The 15387-nt window shown below is 67.6% G+C and carries 15 protein-coding genes; 10 read left to right on the top strand and 5 right to left on the bottom strand.

The annotated features are described in order from the left end of the window. Position 1 precedes the first annotated feature (1 nt). Genes hisD through A4X17_RS17795 form a run of 3 tightly spaced genes read left to right on the top strand, consistent with a single transcriptional unit; the run spans position 2 to position 2895 of the window. On the top strand, positions 2 to 1372 hold the full coding sequence (gene hisD / locus A4X17_RS17805; protein WP_064297036.1) for a histidinol dehydrogenase: 1371 nt from the start codon (positions 2 to 4) through the stop codon (positions 1370 to 1372). Next, entirely contained in the window at positions 1372 to 1854 is a 483-nt protein-coding gene (gene nrdR / locus A4X17_RS17800; protein WP_064296987.1) for a transcriptional regulator NrdR, read from the top strand. Before hisD ends, nrdR begins: the two co-directional genes overlap by 1 nt. A gap of 3 nt (positions 1855 to 1857) precedes the next feature. Beyond that, positions 1858 to 2895: a quinone-dependent dihydroorotate dehydrogenase gene (locus tag A4X17_RS17795; protein ID WP_064296986.1), complete on the top strand. Its 1038-nt coding sequence runs from the start codon at positions 1858 to 1860 to the stop codon at positions 2893 to 2895. A gap of 69 nt (positions 2896 to 2964) precedes the next feature. Here A4X17_RS17795 and A4X17_RS17790 read toward each other — a convergent pair whose 3' ends face one another. Then, a complete protein-coding gene (locus tag A4X17_RS17790; protein ID WP_064296985.1) occupies positions 2965 to 3564 on the bottom strand; it encodes a DUF3043 domain-containing protein in 600 nt (199 codons plus the stop codon). 43 nt (positions 3565 to 3607) lie between these two features. On the opposite strand from A4X17_RS17790, the gene A4X17_RS17785 reads away from it, so the two are divergent. The 6 genes from A4X17_RS17785 (at position 3608) to A4X17_RS17760 (ending at position 9194) form a co-directional block, all read left to right on the top strand. Next, positions 3608 to 5053, top strand: a complete 1446-nt coding sequence (locus A4X17_RS17785; RefSeq protein ID WP_064296984.1) for a dipeptidase — start codon at positions 3608 to 3610, stop codon at positions 5051 to 5053. A 106-nt stretch (positions 5054 to 5159) separates the two neighbouring features. Further along, complete coding sequence (gene erpA / locus A4X17_RS17780; RefSeq protein WP_064296983.1) at positions 5160 to 5525, top strand: iron-sulfur cluster insertion protein ErpA; 366 nt, start codon at positions 5160 to 5162, stop codon at positions 5523 to 5525. 162 nt (positions 5526 to 5687) lie between these two features. Then, positions 5688 to 6590 (top strand): cytochrome c oxidase subunit II, encoded by a 903-nt coding sequence (gene coxB, locus A4X17_RS17775; protein WP_064296982.1) that lies wholly within the window; start codon positions 5688 to 5690, stop codon positions 6588 to 6590. Beyond that, entirely contained in the window at positions 6587 to 8314 is a 1728-nt protein-coding gene (gene ctaD / locus A4X17_RS17770; protein ID WP_064296981.1) for a cytochrome c oxidase subunit I, read from the top strand. The genes coxB and ctaD overlap by 4 nt, the downstream gene beginning before the upstream one ends. A 5-nt stretch (positions 8315 to 8319) precedes the next feature. Next, positions 8320 to 8742, top strand: a complete 423-nt coding sequence (locus tag A4X17_RS17765; protein ID WP_064296980.1) for a cytochrome c oxidase subunit 4 — start codon at positions 8320 to 8322, stop codon at positions 8740 to 8742. After that, positions 8742 to 9194: a GNAT family N-acetyltransferase gene (locus A4X17_RS17760; RefSeq protein WP_064296979.1), complete on the top strand. Its 453-nt coding sequence runs from the start codon at positions 8742 to 8744 to the stop codon at positions 9192 to 9194. Before A4X17_RS17765 ends, A4X17_RS17760 begins: the two co-directional genes overlap by 1 nt. 645 nt (positions 9195 to 9839) lie before the next feature. Here the strand turns inward: A4X17_RS17760 and A4X17_RS17755 are convergent. From A4X17_RS17755 to A4X17_RS17740, 4 genes are read right to left on the bottom strand one after another with little or no spacing between them, the layout of a single operon-like run. Then, positions 9840 to 11474, bottom strand: a complete 1635-nt coding sequence (locus A4X17_RS17755; RefSeq protein WP_064296978.1) for a ubiquinol-cytochrome c reductase cytochrome b subunit — start codon at positions 11472 to 11474, stop codon at positions 9840 to 9842. Then, positions 11471 to 12556, bottom strand: a complete 1086-nt coding sequence (locus A4X17_RS17750) for a ubiquinol-cytochrome c reductase iron-sulfur subunit (RefSeq protein ID WP_064296977.1) — start codon at positions 12554 to 12556, stop codon at positions 11471 to 11473. The genes A4X17_RS17755 and A4X17_RS17750 overlap by 4 nt, the downstream gene beginning before the upstream one ends. Before the next feature lie 35 nt (positions 12557 to 12591). Then, on the bottom strand, positions 12592 to 13437 hold the full coding sequence (locus A4X17_RS17745) for a cytochrome c (protein ID WP_064296976.1): 846 nt from the start codon (positions 13435 to 13437) through the stop codon (positions 12592 to 12594). Between the two features lie 18 nt (positions 13438 to 13455). Next, a complete protein-coding gene (locus tag A4X17_RS17740; RefSeq protein WP_079003936.1) occupies positions 13456 to 14124 on the bottom strand; it encodes a heme-copper oxidase subunit III in 669 nt (222 codons plus the stop codon). Between the two features lie 144 nt (positions 14125 to 14268). Between A4X17_RS17740 and trpD the strand changes: the two genes are divergently transcribed. Further along, a complete protein-coding gene (gene trpD / locus A4X17_RS17735; protein ID WP_064296975.1) occupies positions 14269 to 15330 on the top strand; it encodes an anthranilate phosphoribosyltransferase in 1062 nt (353 codons plus the stop codon). Positions 15331 to 15387: the final 57 nt, after the last annotated feature.

Raw genomic sequence — 15387 nt, 5'->3', positions numbered from 1 at the left:
CATGATCACCACCATTGACCTCAGGGGAGTGCGGCCGAGCCGCACCGAGCTCCTGGACATGCTGCCCCGTCCCGTCGTCGACATCACCGCGGCAGCGCATGCCGCTCAGACGCTGATCGACGACGTCCGAGCGGACGGTTCCGAGGCCCTCTCGGCGCAGGCGGACCGGTTCGACGGGGGACGCCCTGAGCGGATCCGCGTCCCACAGGCCGAGATCGACGCCGCCGTCACGGCACTCGAGCCGGCCGTGCGCGCCGCGCTCGTGGAGGCCATCGACCGGGTCCGGACCGCCACGAGAGCGCAGGTCCCGCCGGAGCGTACGACCGAACTCGGCGACGGCGCGACCGTCGTGCAGCGCTGGGCCCCGGTCGGTCGCGTCGGCCTCTACGTCCCGGGCGGGAAGGCCGTCTACCCCTCGAGTGTGGTCATGAACGTCGTGCCGGCCCAGGAGGCCGGCGTCGGTTCCGTGGCGCTCGCTTCGCCCCCGCAGCGCGAGTTCGGCGGGCGCGTCCACCCGACGATCCTCGGCGCCGCCGGGCTGCTCGGGGTGACCGAGGTCTACGCCATGGGTGGTGCCGGAGCGATCGGTGCGTTCGCCTACGGAGTACCCGACCTCGCCCTCGATCCTGTCGACGTCGTGACCGGCCCGGGCAACATCTTCGTGGCGGCCGCCAAGCGCCTCGTGAAGGGGCAGGTGGGGATCGATGCCGAGGCTGGGACCACCGAGATCCTGGTCATCGCGGACGCCGGCGCCGATGCCCGGCTCGTCGCGGCCGACCTCGTGAGCCAGGCGGAACACGACGAGGCGGCGGCATCGCTGCTCGTCACCGACAGCGCGACGCTCGCGACCGCGGTGGAGGAGTGGCTGCAGCGGTACGCCGCAGGCACGCGTCACGGATCGCGCGTCGTCGAGGCCCTGGGCGGACCGCAGTCGGCGATCGTGCTCGTCGACGACCTGGAGGCGGCCGTGGCGTTCAGCAACGCGTACGGGCCGGAGCACCTCGAGGTGCAGACGCGCGACCCGGAGTCGCTCCTCGGCTCCATCACGAACGCCGGCGCGATCTTCCTCGGCGATCACACCCCGGTGAGCCTCGGAGACTACCTGGCCGGGTCGAACCACGTCCTCCCGACGGGCGGCCAGGCGCGGTTCTCCTCGGGCCTCGGAGCGTTCACCTTCCTCCGGCCGCAGCAGGTCGTCCGGTACGACGAACCGGCGCTCCGCGAGGTCTCGGCCCACATCGTGGCCCTCTCGGGCTCGGAGGACCTGCCGGCGCACGGCGAGGCGGTGACGGCCCGCTTCGGGCTCGTCGATGCCGAGATCCGTGCGGCCGACGACACCACCGCCCCCACCGCCCCCGAGGGAGCCCGCTGATGTACTGCCCGTTCTGCCGCCACCCTGACTCCCGGGTGATCGACTCCCGCACCAGCGACGACGGACTCGCCATCCGCCGACGTCGGCAGTGCCCTGAGTGCGGGAGGCGCTTCAGCACCATGGAGACCTCGAGTCTGGGTGTGATCAAGCGTTCCGGCGTGGTTGAGCCCTTCAGCCGGGAGAAGGTCGTGAGCGGTGTCCGCAAGGCTTGCCAGGGTCGCCCGGTGACGGACTCGGACCTCGCCGTCCTGGCTCAGCGGGTGGAGGAGTCCATCCGCGCCACCGGCGCGTCGCAGATCGACGCGAACGACATCGGTCTGGCGATCCTCGCGCCGTTGCGGGAGCTGGACGAGGTCGCGTACCTCCGCTTCGCCAGTGTCTACCAGGCCTTCGAATCGCTCGACGACTTCGAGTCCGCGATCGCGCTGCTCCGCGTCGAGCACGCTTCCGGTGCCGCCCCCGTGCCGTCCGAGGAGCTCTGAGCCGTGTACCGCTTCCTCTTCGCCCAGGTGCTGTCCAAGCTCGATCCCGAACGCGCACACCACCTGGCCTTCGACGTCATCCGCGCGCTTCCCGCGACCGGCCTCGGCCCCGCCATCAGGCGCTGGACGCTGCCGCGACTCGACCAGTCGGTGGAGACGCTGGGGCTGCGGTTCGAGACCCCGTTCGGTGTCGCCGCCGGTTTCGACAAGGACGGCAAGGGCGTCCTCGGTCTCGGACTCCTCGGGTTCGGCCATGTCGAGGTGGGCACGATCACGGCGATCCCGCAGCCGGGCAATCCCAAGCCCCGACTGTTCCGACTCATCGCCGATCGGGCGGTCGTCAACCGCATGGGCTTCAACAACGGCGGAGCCGACCAGGCCAGGCGTCGGCTCGAACGGACCGCACGGGTGAGCCGCCGACCCGTCCTCGGCGTGAACATCGGCAAGAGCCGTGTCGTGGACGTCGCCGACGCCACGGCCGACTACGTCCGGAGCGCGACGCTCCTCGCGCCCGTGGCCGACTACCTCGTGGTCAACGTCAGCTCGCCGAACACCCCGGGACTCCGAGGCCTCCAGGAGCTCGACCAGCTCGCGCCGCTGCTCGAGGCCGTCCGTGCCGCCGCCGGTTCGACGCCGTTGCTCGTCAAGATCGCACCCGACCTCAGCGATGCGGAGGTCGACCGCATCGCAGAGCTGGTCGTGGAACTCGGCCTGGACGGCGTCATCGCGACGAACACGACCATCTCGCGCGACGGACTGACCACCGATCCCGCCATCGTCGAGGCGGCCGGGGCCGGTGGACTGTCCGGAGCACCGCTGGCCGCCCGCTCGCTCGTCGTCCTGCGGCGCATCCGGGCCATCGTGCCCCCGGAGTTGTGCGTCATCTCGGTCGGAGGCGTCGACACCGCCGAAGACGTCCAGGAGCGCTTGGACGCGGGAGCAACCCTGGTGCAGGGCTACACGGCGTTCCTCTACCGCGGGCCGCTCTGGGCGAGGCACATCAACCGCGGGCTCGACCGACTGGCTCGGAACGCCCGCTGAGCGGCACCACCCGCAATCGACGACGAACGCCCGCCGGTCTTGGACCGGCGGGCGTTCGGTTTCGCGGGACTACTTGTTGGGGAACTGACCGCGCTTGACCTGCGGCTTCGGCAGACGGAGCGGGCGCAGCTGCAGCGCGCGCATGGCGGCGTACCAGCGCACGCCTCGCTCGTCCTGCCCGAACTTCGCCCGCAGCGCCTTCCGGACGCGGAAGCCGAGGAAGAAGCAGTCGGCGATCGCGATGATGAAGAACACCCAGAGGGTGAGCATGCCGTAGACCTGGATCTCGGGCACCGGCATGAACGTCAGGATGATCACGAGGAACATCACCGGGATCATGAACTCACCGATGTTGAACCGGGCGTCGACGTAGTCGCGGACGAACTTCTTCTGCGGGCCGCGCTCGCGTGCCGGGAGGAACTTGTCGTCGCCGGCGGCCATGCCGGCCTGCGCCCGCCGCCGTGCCTCGGCCTGCTGCGCCTTCGCCGCCTTCGAGGCCTCCTTGCGGTCGGAGGGGACGAGTGGACGCTTGTTCTGCGCCTCGCGTTCCGCCCGGGACGGGGTCGGTCGACCCTTCGCCTCCTTGGCGCCGCGGGCGAGGCGCTCAGCCGTCTGCGCTGCGGTCTCGACGATCGGCTCTGATGCCGGGGTGCTCTGCTGTTTGGCCACGATGGAACGTCCTTGATTCGGGGATTCCCTTAAGATTACTCGCATGACGACAGGTACCACGACGGAATCGACCCAAGACCCACGCAACGACCAGGAAGTCCTCGATCGGCTGCGCGAATCCGTCGCCGGTGCGTTGCCGTCGTCGATAGCCGATCTGTCGGCGCTCGTCCGTATCCCCTCGGTGTCGTGGTCGGCGTTCGACGCGGCCGAGGTGACGCGGAGTGCCGAGGCGGTCGCGGAGCTCGCACGCGGTCTCGGTGTCTTCGACGAGGTCTCGGTGCGGCGGTCCGCCATTGACGGCGGAGCGGAGCTCGGGCAGCCCGCCGTGCTGGCCCGCCGCGAACCACGGAACGGCCGACCGACCGTGCTGCTCTACGCGCACCACGACGTCCAGCCCCCCGGAAGCGACGACAAGTGGGACTCGCCGCCGTTCGAGCCGACCGTCCGTGACGGCCGCATCTACGGACGGGGCGCGGCTGACGACAAGGCCGGCGTCATGTCCCACATCGCCGCGATCCGAGCCGTCACCGAGGTCCTCGGTTCCGACCTCGACCTCGGTATCGTGCTGTTCATCGAGGGCGAGGAGGAGTTCGGCTCGCGGTCCTTCGGTTCCTTCCTGGAGGAGCACCGCGACACCCTCGCTGCGGACGTGATCGTCGTCGCCGACAGCGACAACTGGGACGAGCGGACGCCGGCGCTGACGATCGGTCTGCGCGGCAACGTCACGTTCCGGCTGCGCGTGAAGACCCTCGACCACGCCTCCCACTCCGGGATGCTCGGGGGAGCGGTGCCGGACGCGATGCTGGCCGCGGTCACCCTGCTCGCGACACTGTGGGACGCGGACGGTTCGGTGGCGGTCGCCGGACTCACCTCGCACGACGCCGTCACCCCGGAGTTCGACGAGGCGCAGCTCCGCGCCGAGTCAGGTCTGTCCGAGGGGGTCACGCCGATCGGACGCGGCTCGATCCTCAGCCGGATCTGGTCGCAGCCCGCGATCACCGTCACGGGCATCGACGCACCGTCGGTGGCCAACGCCTCGAACACGCTCATCCCGGAGGTGTCGGTTCGCATCAGTGCGCGGATCGCCCCCGGGCAGGATCCGGCCGAGGCCTACCGTGCACTCGAGGCCCACCTCCTCGCCAACAGCCCGTTCGGCGCGCAGCTGACGATCGACGAGGTCGACCAGGGGAGCCCGTTCCTCGTGGACACGAGCGGTTGGGCCGTCGCCGAGGCGAAGCGCGCCATGGCCGACGCCTGGGAGGTCGAGCCCGTGGAGACGGGTGTCGGCGGATCGATCCCGTTCATCGCCGACCTCGTCCGGGTCTTCCCGGACGCCCAGATCCTCGTCACCGGTGTCGAGGACCCGCACTCGCGCGCCCACAGCCCGAACGAGTCGCTGCACCTCGGCGTCTTCCAGAAGGCGATCCTCACAGAGGCGGTGCTCCTCGCTCGCCTGGCGGCCGCACCCCGTCCGTCCTCGGACGCGTAGACGCGACGGACGCGCCGCCGCACTTCCAGGGGTGCGTCCGTCGCGGCAGGCGGTAGAATCTCACACAGGCGTCGACCCGGCGCCGCCAGACCTCGCGAGGAGCATCATGAGCGACACCATCCTGACCGAGACCAAGATCGACGCGGCTCACGGCGTCGGCCTGTCCGACACGGCGGCGCAGAAGGTCAAGAGCCTCCTCGAGCAGGAGGGTCGCGACGACCTCCGTCTCCGCGTGGCCGTGCAGCCGGGTGGATGCTCGGGCCTCATCTACCAGCTGTACTTCGACGAGCGCATGCTCGACGGCGACGCCACGGTCGACTTCGACGGCGTCGAGGTCATCGTCGACAAGATGAGCGTCCCCTACCTCGACGGCGCCAAGATCGACTTCGAGGACACCATCCAGAAGCAGGGGTTCACCATCGACAACCCCAACGCCGAGGGCAGCTGCGCCTGCGGCGACAGCTTCCACTGAGCCAGATTCTTCCTGAAGGGGAAATTGCCCGGTCCCGGGTGGTTTCCCCTTCGTCATTCCGGTCACGATCCCGCACCGCGGACGCGAATGGTCCGGCGTTCACCGCCCATCCCCACTAGACTGGGGGGCGATCCACAGGTGTGTATTCGAAAGGTTTCAGAGGTGCGCTCGACTCGTCGTCTCAGATGGGCTGCCATTCCGGTCGCAGCCACACTCGCCATAGTCCTGGCGGGTTGTACGCAGGCGGAACTGCATGGTTACCTGCCGGGATTCGTCGAGGGCGAATCTCCCGTCACGAACCATACGGACCGCATCGCGGGCCTGTGGGTGACGGCATGGCTGGTGCTGCTCGCAGTCGGCGTCATCACGTGGGGGCTCATCATCTGGGCCGTCATCGTGTACCGACGCCGCAAGGGGCAGACCGGTCTCCCGGTCCAGCTGCGGTACAACATGCCGATCGAGATCTTCTACACGATCGTCCCGCTCATCCTGGTGCTCGGCTTCTTCGCCTTCACGGCGCGCGACCAGAACGCGATCGAGACCCAGTACGAGGATCCCGACGTGGCCATCGAGGTCTTCGCCAAGCAGTGGGCGTGGGACTTCGTGTACGACGAGGCCGTCGACGGCCAGGACGTCTGGACCGCAGGCGTGCAGGCCGATGAGAAGCCCGGTGGCGTCATCGACCAGGACGCACTCCCCACGCTCTACCTGCCCGTCGGCAAGACGGTGAAGATCGCGCTGCAGTCGCGCGACGTCATCCACTCCTTCTGGGTCATCGACTTCCTCTACAAGAAGGACATGATCCCGGGCAAGACGAACTACATGTCCTTCACCCCTGAGCGCGAGGGCACGTACGCCGGCAAGTGCGCCGAGCTCTGCGGCGAGTACCACTCGCTCATGCTCTTCAACGTGAAGGTCGTCTCGCAGGCCGAGTACGACAAGCACCTCGAAGACCTGGCCGAGTCGGGCAACATCGGCGACTACGGCACGGCATACGACCGCAACAGCAACCTCCCCGGCACCAAGGCGCCGGCAGGTCTCGAAGAGCACGGAGACGGGGAATGACCTCCACCACGCTTCCCGCAGGCCAGGCGAGCGTCGTCGGACGCACGTCGGTCGAGCGCAAGGGCAACATCCTGGTCAAGTGGATCACCTCCACCGACCACAAGACCATCGGGTACATGTACCTGATCGCCTCGTTCATCTTCTTCTGCCTCGGCGGCGTGATGGCGCTCATCATCCGCGCCCAGCTCTTCGAGCCCGGCGGCACGATCGTGGAGACCAAGGAGCAGTACAACCAGCTCTTCACGATGCACGGCACGATCATGCTCCTCATGTTCGCGACGCCGCTCTTCGCAGGGTTCGCGAACGCGCTCATGCCGCTGCAGATCGGCGCACCGGACGTCGCCTTCCCGCGACTGAACGCCTTCGCGTTCTGGCTCTACGCCTTCGGTAGCCTCATCGCCGTCGGTGGCTTCCTCACCCCGCAGGGTGCCGCCGCCTTCGGCTGGTTCGCCTATGCGCCACTGTCGAGTACGACGTTCTCGCCAGGGCTCGGAGGCAATCTCTGGGTCCTCGGACTGGCGCTCAGCGGCTTCGGCACCATCCTCGGTGGCGTCAACTTCATCACCACGATCATCACGATGCGCGCCCCCGGCATGACGATGTTCCGCATGCCGATCTTCACGTGGAACGTCCTCGTGACGTCCATCCTCGTCCTGATGGCGTTCCCGGTGCTCGCGGCGGCCCTCTTCGGCCTTGCCGCGGACCGCGTGTTCGACGCCCACATCTACGACGCGGCCAACGGCGGCGTCATCCTGTGGCAGCACCTGTTCTGGTTCTTCGGGCACCCCGAGGTCTACATCATCGCGCTGCCGTTCTTCGGCATCGTGTCCGAGATCTTCCCGGTGTTCAGCCGCAAGCCGATCTTCGGCTACAAGACCCTGATCTACGCGACGATCGCGATCGCGGCCCTCTCCGTGACGGTGTGGGCACACCACATGTACGTCACCGGATCGGTGCTCCTGCCGTTCTTCGCCCTCATGACGATGCTCATCGCGGTTCCGACCGGCGTGAAGATCTTCAACTGGCTGGGCACGATGTGGCGCGGTTCGGTGACCTTCGAGACCCCGATGCTCTGGTCGATCGGCTTCCTGATCACCTTCGTCTTCGGTGGACTCACCGGTGTCATCCTCGCTTCGCCGCCGCTCGACTTCCACGTCTCCGACTCCTACTTCGTCGTGGCGCACTTCCACTACGTCGTGTTCGGCACGGTCGTGTTCGCCATGTTCGCCGGCTTCTACTTCTGGTGGCCGAAGTGGACGGGCAAGATGCTCAACGAGAAGCTCGGCTACTGGCACTTCTGGCTGCTCTTCATCGGCTTCCACACGACGTTCCTCATCCAGCACTGGTTGGGCGTCATCGGGTTCCCGCGCCGCTACGCGACGTACTCGCCTGAGGACGGCTTCACCTGGATGAACCAGCTGTCGACCGTGGGCTCGTTCATCCTCGCCATCTCGCTGCTGCCCTTCTTCCTGAACGTGTACATCACGATCCGGAAGGCTCCTCGAGTCACCGAGGACGACCCGTGGGGGTACGGTGGATCGCTCGAGTGGGCGACCAGCTCGCCTCCGCCGCGTCACAACTTCGTCTCCATACCGCGCATCCGCTCGGAGCGCCCGGCCTTCGACCTCCACCACCCCGAGGTCGGTATCCCGGTCGGCGTCGGTCCCGCGAAGGACGCACCTGACGCACCCACGCTCGACATCGACGCCGGAAAGGTGAAGTAGCCGCCATGCGCGCCAATATCATCCTCTTCACGATCCTGACGGTGTTCTGCGCCCTCCTCTGTGCGGTCTACACGGTGTGGTCGCTCGTCGACCCGCTGCACGGCCGGGTCGAATGGGTCGGCACGGTCACCCTGGCTCTCGCCGCGATCCTGAGCGCCTTCCTCGGCTTCTACCTCAGCCGGGTGCACAAGAGCCAGGGCGCCGAGCTCCCCGAGGACACGCTGACGGCGAACATCGACGACGGCGACCCGGAGATCGGGCACTTCAGCCCGTGGAGCTGGTGGCCCATCATCCTCGCCGGTGCGTGTGGTCTGCTCGTACTCGGTCTGGCGGTCGGGTTCTGGATCGCGATCATCGGCATCCCGCTGGTCGTCATCGCGGTCGTCGGTTGGAACTACGAGTACTACCGCGGATACTTCGCACGCTGATGGTCGCCTCGTTCAGCATCCGTCGCGGTCAGCCCGACGACCGTTCAGCCGTCTTCGCGCTGGCCGGCCAGCTGATCACCGGGTCCATCCCTCCTGCGGCGGACGACTTCATGGCCGCGTACAACAACGTCATGCGCCCTCGTGAAGACGAGACCAACGTGCTGTACGTCGCGGTCGACGAGGCGAACCGCGTTGTCGGATACACCCTGATGACGGTGTCGCGGCTGCTGCATGCGGCCGGCCTGACCGCCCACCTGCAGGAGCTCGTCGTCGACGAGACCGCCCGCGGTGCCGGCATCGGATCGGCCCTCGTCGAGGCGAACGAGCACTATGCCGTCGAGCGCGGTGCGCGCCAGCTGACGATGTCCACCTCTCGAGCCGGCGACTTCTACCGTCGTCTCGGCTACAACGTGACTGCGGAGTTCTACAAGAAGATCCTCCCGCTGGGCTGATCCCCAAGCTGTCATCGAAGAGCCCCCGAGCCACCGCTCGGGGGCTTTTTCGTGTTCTGGTGCGCGCCTAGACGTGGAGAACAAGCAGCTGGCAAGGTGTGGGGACCGCCCCTGAAGGTCGTGAGCGTCACCCTTCGGTTCGTCGAGAGTTCACGGTGGCAGCCGTATTCAGGTGACACCCCCCCTCACGCCTTGTAGACCGGAGGAGCGCCCGTCGGTCCCTGAGGCTGTCGAGAGGCACACGCCGCCCTCAGCGGACTCAGCGTGCGTGCGAACAGACCTGGCGTAGGCCGTTCCCCGGTCCCTGAGCCCGTCGACGGGCAGGCGTCGTCCGGTGGCTCCTCTGTACGGTCCCGATCAGCCTGTGACGGGAACGTCGGATCCGAAGCCGGTCGACAGGCTCACATCGTCTGCGGTCGCGCAGGAAGGGCGGTGTACCGCGGTGAGCGATCACAGGTCTCCGAAGCTTGTCGACGTGCTCATACCGCCGCAGCGGCCTTCCGCGCCCGGAGAGCGGGGGAGCGGGATCGCACGGACCTCCATTGTCGCCGCGTCGTGTCGCAGCACGGTTCCACGAATCCCCGCCGCAGAACGACGAAAGCCCCGCAGTCCGTGAGGACTGCGGGGCTTTCCAGTGGGATCCGCCTAGTGGTGGTCGCCGTGGGAACGTTCGATCTCCGTGTTCGTGACGGGAGCGATCCGATCCTCGAAGAACCAGCGGGACATCGCGGCGCGAGCCTTCTGGACACCGGTGATCTTGCCCTTGGCGTTCGGACGGATCATCAACGGCTTGTGGTCGTCGTAGCTCGCGAGGCGCCAGCGCTCGTACTCGTCGACGGGCTCGTGGACCTCGATGAACTCGCCACCGGGGAGGCGGACGATGCGCCCGGTCTCGTAGCCGTGGAGGAGGATCTCGCGATCCTTCTTCTGCAGCGCCAGGCAGGTGCGCTTCGCGATGAAGTAGGCGATGAACGGTCCGAGGATGAGGATCGCCTGCAGCGTGTGGATCACGCCCTCCATCGTCACCTTGAAGTGGGTGGCGATGATGTCCGAGCTCGCAGCAGCCCAGAGGGCGGCGTAGAAGGTGACACCGGCAGCACCGATCGCGGTGCGGGTCGGCGCGTTGCGCGGACGGTCGAGGATGTGGTGCTCGCGCTTGTCACCCGTGATCCACGCCTCGACGAACGGGTAGATGAACACCGTGACGATGAACAGACCCAGGACGAGGACGGGAAGGATGATGTTGAACGAGAACGTGTGATCCCAGAGGACGAACTCGAGGTGTGGCGGAACCAGCCGGAGCGCGCCGTCGGCGAACCCGATGTACCAGTCAGGCTGCGTACCTGCCGAGACCGGGGAGGGGTCGTATGGCCCGTAGTTCCAGATCGGGTTGATCGTGAACAGCGAGGCGATGAGCATCACGACACCGAAGACGATGAAGAAGAAGCCACCGGCCTTCGCCGCGTAGACGGGGAGGACGGGGAATCCGACCACGTTCTGCTCGGTGCGACCGGCGCCCGGGAACTGCGTGTGCTTGTGCACGACGACGAACACCAGGTGCAGGGCGATGAAGAGCAGCACCAGCGCCGGCAGGAGCAGGATGTGGAGCGTGTAGAGGCGGCCGACGATGTCGGTGCCCGGGAACTCTCCACCGAACAGCAGGAAGGTCGTCCACGTACCGATGATGGGCAGACCCTTCACCATGCCGTCGATGATCCGCAGACCGTTACCGGAGAGCAGGTCGTCGGGCAGCGAGTATCCGGTGAAGCCCTCGGCCATGGCGAGGATGAACAGGACGAAACCGATCACCCAGTTCAGCTCACGCGGCTTGCGGAACGCACCGGTGAAGAAGATGCGCAGCATGTGCAGGCCGATGGATGCCACGAACAGCAGGGCAGCCCAGTGGTGCACCTGACGCATCAGGAGGCCGCCGCGGATGTCGAAGGAGATGTCGAGCGTCGACGCCATGGCGACGGACATCTCGATGTTCTTCAGCGGGACGAAGGACCCGTCGTAGTGGACCTCCGCCATCGATGCCTGGAAGAAGAAGGTGAGGAAGGAGCCCGACAGCAGGATGATGACGAAGCTGTAGAGCGCGACCTCGCCGAGGAGGAACGACCAGTGGTCGGGGAAGATCTTGCGGCCGAACTCCTTGACGGCGACCGAGATGGACGTCCGCTCTTCGAGGTAGTTCGCTGCAGCGCCGGTGAATCCACCGGAGCTCTTCGCCGGAGCGGCCTTGGCCTGCTCAGGGGCGCGTGTTGCGGTCGAGGTGCTCAATGACGCTCCCAGAAGCTCGGGCCGACAGGTTCGTGGAAGTCGCTCCGCGCGACGAGGTAACCCTCGTCGTCGACGGTGATCGGCAGCTGCGGAAGCGGCCGGGCGGCCGGTCCGAAGATGACCGCGCAGTGGTTCGTGACGTCGAACTGCGACTGGTGGCAGGGGCAGAGGAGGTGGTGCGTCTGCTGCTCGTAGAGCGCGACAGGGCAACCGACGTGCGTGCACACCTTGGAGTAGGCGACGATGCCGTCGTAGGACCAGTCCTTCTTGGACTCCTCCTCGACGAGGTCTTCGGGCTTCAGCCGCATGAGCAGCACGATCGCCTTCGCCTTCTCGTTGAGGACGTGGTCGGCCTCGTGGAGGTTCTCGGGGATCACGTGGAACGCGCTGCCGAGCGTCACGTCGGACGCCTTGATGGGCGTTCCGGAAGGGTCACGGGCGAGGCGCGTGCCTTCCTTCCACATCGTGTGCTGCATGAGCTCGACGGGGTCTTCGTCGTACGGCGCGAGGCCACGGAACAGCGCGATGCCCGGGAGCGGGAAGACGATGAGGGAACCGATGAGGCTGTTGCGGATGAGCGCGCGTCGACCGATGCCGGACTCGACGTTCGCCTGGTGCATGATCTCCACCGCGCGATCGCGGCTGACCTGGTTGCCGCCGACCTTGTGACGGTAGTCGATGCCTTCCTCGTCGTGCATGAGGGCCTTGCCCCAGTGCACGGCACCGATACCGATCGCGAGCAGGGCCAACGCCATGCCGAGACCGATGAACAGGTTGTTCAGACGGACCGAGGCGATGTCCTCGGGCTCGATCGGGAACGCCATGTAGGCGGCGACCGCCCAGACGCTGCCGGCGATCGACAGGTAGAAGAGGGTGTAGACGGCGCGCTCGGCCCGCTTGTCCTTCTTGGGGTCGAGGTCCGTGACGCGCTTCCGGTGGGGAGGCAGGCCGGGGTCGACGACGGCATCGCGGGAGATGACCCCGGTACCGGTCGCGACCTGCAGCTCCTGCCCGTGGGCGGACGGATCGGCAGACGAGTCGGCGGCTGGGTGACCCGAGCCGCTCGAGTTGTCGTGAGCCATGGTGCTCCTTCTTACGTGTTGTCGATCCGCGTCGGTCAGTTCGACTTCGCGGTGATCCAGACGGTGAGGGCCACGATCGAGCCGAGGCCGAAGATCCAGAGGAACAGGCCCTCGGAGACGGGGCCGAGCGAGCCGAGGTCGTTGCCGCCCGGTGACGGGTTCTTCTCCATGAACTTGAGCGCGGTGATGATGTCGCGCTTGTCCTCGGGGGAGAGGTTCATGTCGTTGAAGACGGGCATGTTCTGCGGGCCGGTGATCATGGCCTCGTAGATGTGGGCGGCGCTGACGCCGACGAGCGAGGGAGCGTACTTGCCCTCGGTCAGGGCGCCACCGGCGGCTGCGACGTTGTGGCACATCGCGCAGTTGATGCGGAACAGCTGGGCGCCGTTGGAGGCGTCGCCCTCGCCGTCGAGGTACTGCTCCTCGGGGATCTCCGGGCCGGGTGCGACCGAGGCGACGTAGGCCGCGAGGGAGGAGATCTGCTCCTCGGTGAACTGCACGGGCTTCTCCGGGGCCTGCGGGCCCTGGTTCTGCAGCGGCATCCGGCCGGTGCCGACCTGGAAGTCGACGGCGGCGGCACCGACGCCGAGGAGGCTCGGTCCGGCGGTCGTGCCCTGCATGTCGAGGCCGTGGCAGGTGGCGCAGTTCGCGGAGAAGAGCTTCTCGCCCTCGTCGACGGAGGCCTGCGACTTGGCGGCGGCGACGGGCTCGGCGCTGGCCGTGCTGACGCTGACGGCTGCGTAGGCGCCTCCGGTGACGAGGAGGCCGATCGCGAGCAGCGCCGCCGAGGCGAACGGGCTGCGGCGGCCACTCTTGCGCGTGGCACGGGCGGCCTTCTTGGACGCCTTGGTGGTCGTCGTCTGGGTGGGGTCAGTCTTCATGGAGGCAGTCATTCCGGGTCAGCGCAGGATGTAGATGACGAAGTAGAGGCCGATCCACACGACGTCGACGAAGTGCCAGTAGTACGAGACGACGATGGCACTCGTCGCCTCCTTGTGGCCGAATCGTTTGACGGCGTAGGCACGGCCGATCACGAGGAGGAAGGCGATGAGGCCGCCGGTCACGTGCAGGCCGTGGAAGCCGGTCGTGAGGTAGAACGCCGAGCCGTACGCGTTCGAGCTGAGGGAGATGCCCTCGCTGACGAGCGTCGCGTACTCGAGGATCTGGCCGGCGACGAACACGGCACCCAGGGCGTAGGTGAGGAAGAACCACTCGACCATGCCCCACTTGCGCGGGCTCCAGCCGGTCATGCGGGGCTGCATGCGCTCCGCTGCGAAGACGCCGAACTGGCACGTGAACGACGAGGACACGAGGATGATCGTGTTGATCGTCGAGTACGGGACGTTCAGGCGACCGGCCTCGGCCGCCCACAGTTCGGGAGCCATCGATCGCAGCGTGAAGTAGATCGCGAAGAGGCCGGCGAAGAACATGACCTCGCTGCCCAGCCAGACGATCGTTCCAACCGCGACCGTGTTCGGTCGGTTGATCCGGGGCGCGCTCGGCGCAAGGTTGATTGAGGTGCTCGTCACCCCTCCATTATGGCCGAAAGCCGGAGCGGTTTTTCGCATTTCGGCGGCGGCGAGCACGGTCGGATCAGTAAGGGTAGCCTTATTTCCTGACCGGGATCTTCGGTTCTGCTGCGGGATTCATGTGATCTTCGCCTCCACTGGCCGCTCGAGGCGTCGGCGAGTCGCGCTTGTAAGATCGTCGACATGCCTCTCACGACCTGGCCGACGCTCATCGGCGACCTGCTCGCCGGAACCGATCTCAGTGTGTCGGAGTCGACGTGGGCGATGGAACGGATCATGACCGGCCAGGTGACGGACGCTCAACTGGCCGGCTTCCTGATCGCGTTGCGCCGCAAGGGGGAGACGGTCGACGAGATCGTCGGGTTCCGCGATGCGATCCTCGACCACGCGAAGCCCCTCGTCGCCCCGTCCCGGGCCCTCGACATCGTCGGCACCGGCGGCGACCGCTTCGGCACGGTCAACATCTCGACGACCGCGTCCATCGTCGCGGCCGCGACGGGCATCCCCGTGATCAAGCACGGCAACCGCGCGGCGAGCTCCGCCTCGGGATCGAGCGACGTGCTCTCGGCGCTCGGCGTCGACCTCGCCCTGCCGACGGACCTGGTGGGGGAGGTGCTGGCGTCGACGGGCATCACCTTCGCGTACGCGGCGGCGTTCCACCCCGGTTTCGGCCACGCAGGGGCGGTCCGTGCGGAGCTCGGCGTGCCGACGGTCTTCAACTTCCTCGGTCCGCTCGTCAACCCGGCCCGCCCGGAGGCGTCGGCGGTCGGCGTCGCGCACGCCGACCGCATCCCGCTGTTCGTGGGCGTGTTCCAGACGCGTGGGGCGACCGCCCTCGTCTTCCGGGGCGACGACGGACTCGACGAGCTGACGACGACTGGACACAGCCACCTCTGGGAGATCACCCGCGGAGCCGTCACCGAGCACGACCTGGATCCCCGGGAACTCGGCATCCGCCGTGCGTCGATCGACGATCTCATCGGCGGTGACGCCCAGCACAACGCCGGTGTCGTGCGCGCCACGCTCGCCGGCGAGGAGGGTCCCGTCCGCGACATCGTCCTGCTGAACGCCGCGGCGGGGATCGTGGCGTTCGAGCTGTCGGAGGATCCGATGCAGGCGCAGCGGCCGATCCTCGAGCGGTTCGCCGCAGGGCTCGTGTCCGCCGCGGCCGTCATCGACTCGGGTGCGGCGACCACGACACTCGACGCCTGGGTGGACGCCACCCGTACGCTCGGCTCGCGCTGATCCGCGCCGTGGCCGGGTCCTCCGGCCCTACCGGCGGTGGGCCGCAGCGCGTAGGTT

Origin of the sequence: Plantibacter sp. H53 (genome assembly GCF_001650455.1) — a bacterium.
Taxonomy (GTDB): domain Bacteria; phylum Actinomycetota; class Actinomycetes; order Actinomycetales; family Microbacteriaceae; genus Plantibacter; species Plantibacter flavus_A.
Note: the sequence above shows the minus strand (reverse complement) of the source record. Positions and strands in the feature narration are given on the sequence as shown.

Coding starts and splice junctions, on each gene's coding strand:
- hisD (WP_064297036.1), top strand. CDS start 2: ATGATCACCACCATTGACCTCAGGGGAGTGCGGCCGAGCCGCACCGAG.
- nrdR (WP_064296987.1), top strand. CDS start 1,372: ATGTACTGCCCGTTCTGCCGCCACCCTGACTCCCGGGTGATCGACTCC.
- A4X17_RS17785 (WP_064296984.1), top strand. CDS start 3,608: ATGACGACAGGTACCACGACGGAATCGACCCAAGACCCACGCAACGAC.
- erpA (WP_064296983.1), top strand. CDS start 5,160: ATGAGCGACACCATCCTGACCGAGACCAAGATCGACGCGGCTCACGGC.
- ctaD (WP_064296981.1), top strand. CDS start 6,587: ATGACCTCCACCACGCTTCCCGCAGGCCAGGCGAGCGTCGTCGGACGC.
- A4X17_RS17765 (WP_064296980.1), top strand. CDS start 8,320: ATGCGCGCCAATATCATCCTCTTCACGATCCTGACGGTGTTCTGCGCC.
- A4X17_RS17760 (WP_064296979.1), top strand. CDS start 8,742: ATGGTCGCCTCGTTCAGCATCCGTCGCGGTCAGCCCGACGACCGTTCA.
- A4X17_RS17750 (WP_064296977.1), bottom strand. CDS start 12,556: ATGGCTCACGACAACTCGAGCGGCTCGGGTCACCCAGCCGCCGACTCG.
- A4X17_RS17745 (WP_064296976.1), bottom strand. CDS start 13,437: ATGAAGACTGACCCCACCCAGACGACGACCACCAAGGCGTCCAAGAAG.
- A4X17_RS17740 (WP_079003936.1), bottom strand. CDS start 14,124: ATGCGAAAAACCGCTCCGGCTTTCGGCCATAATGGAGGGGTGACGAGC.
- trpD (WP_064296975.1), top strand. CDS start 14,269: ATGCCTCTCACGACCTGGCCGACGCTCATCGGCGACCTGCTCGCCGGA.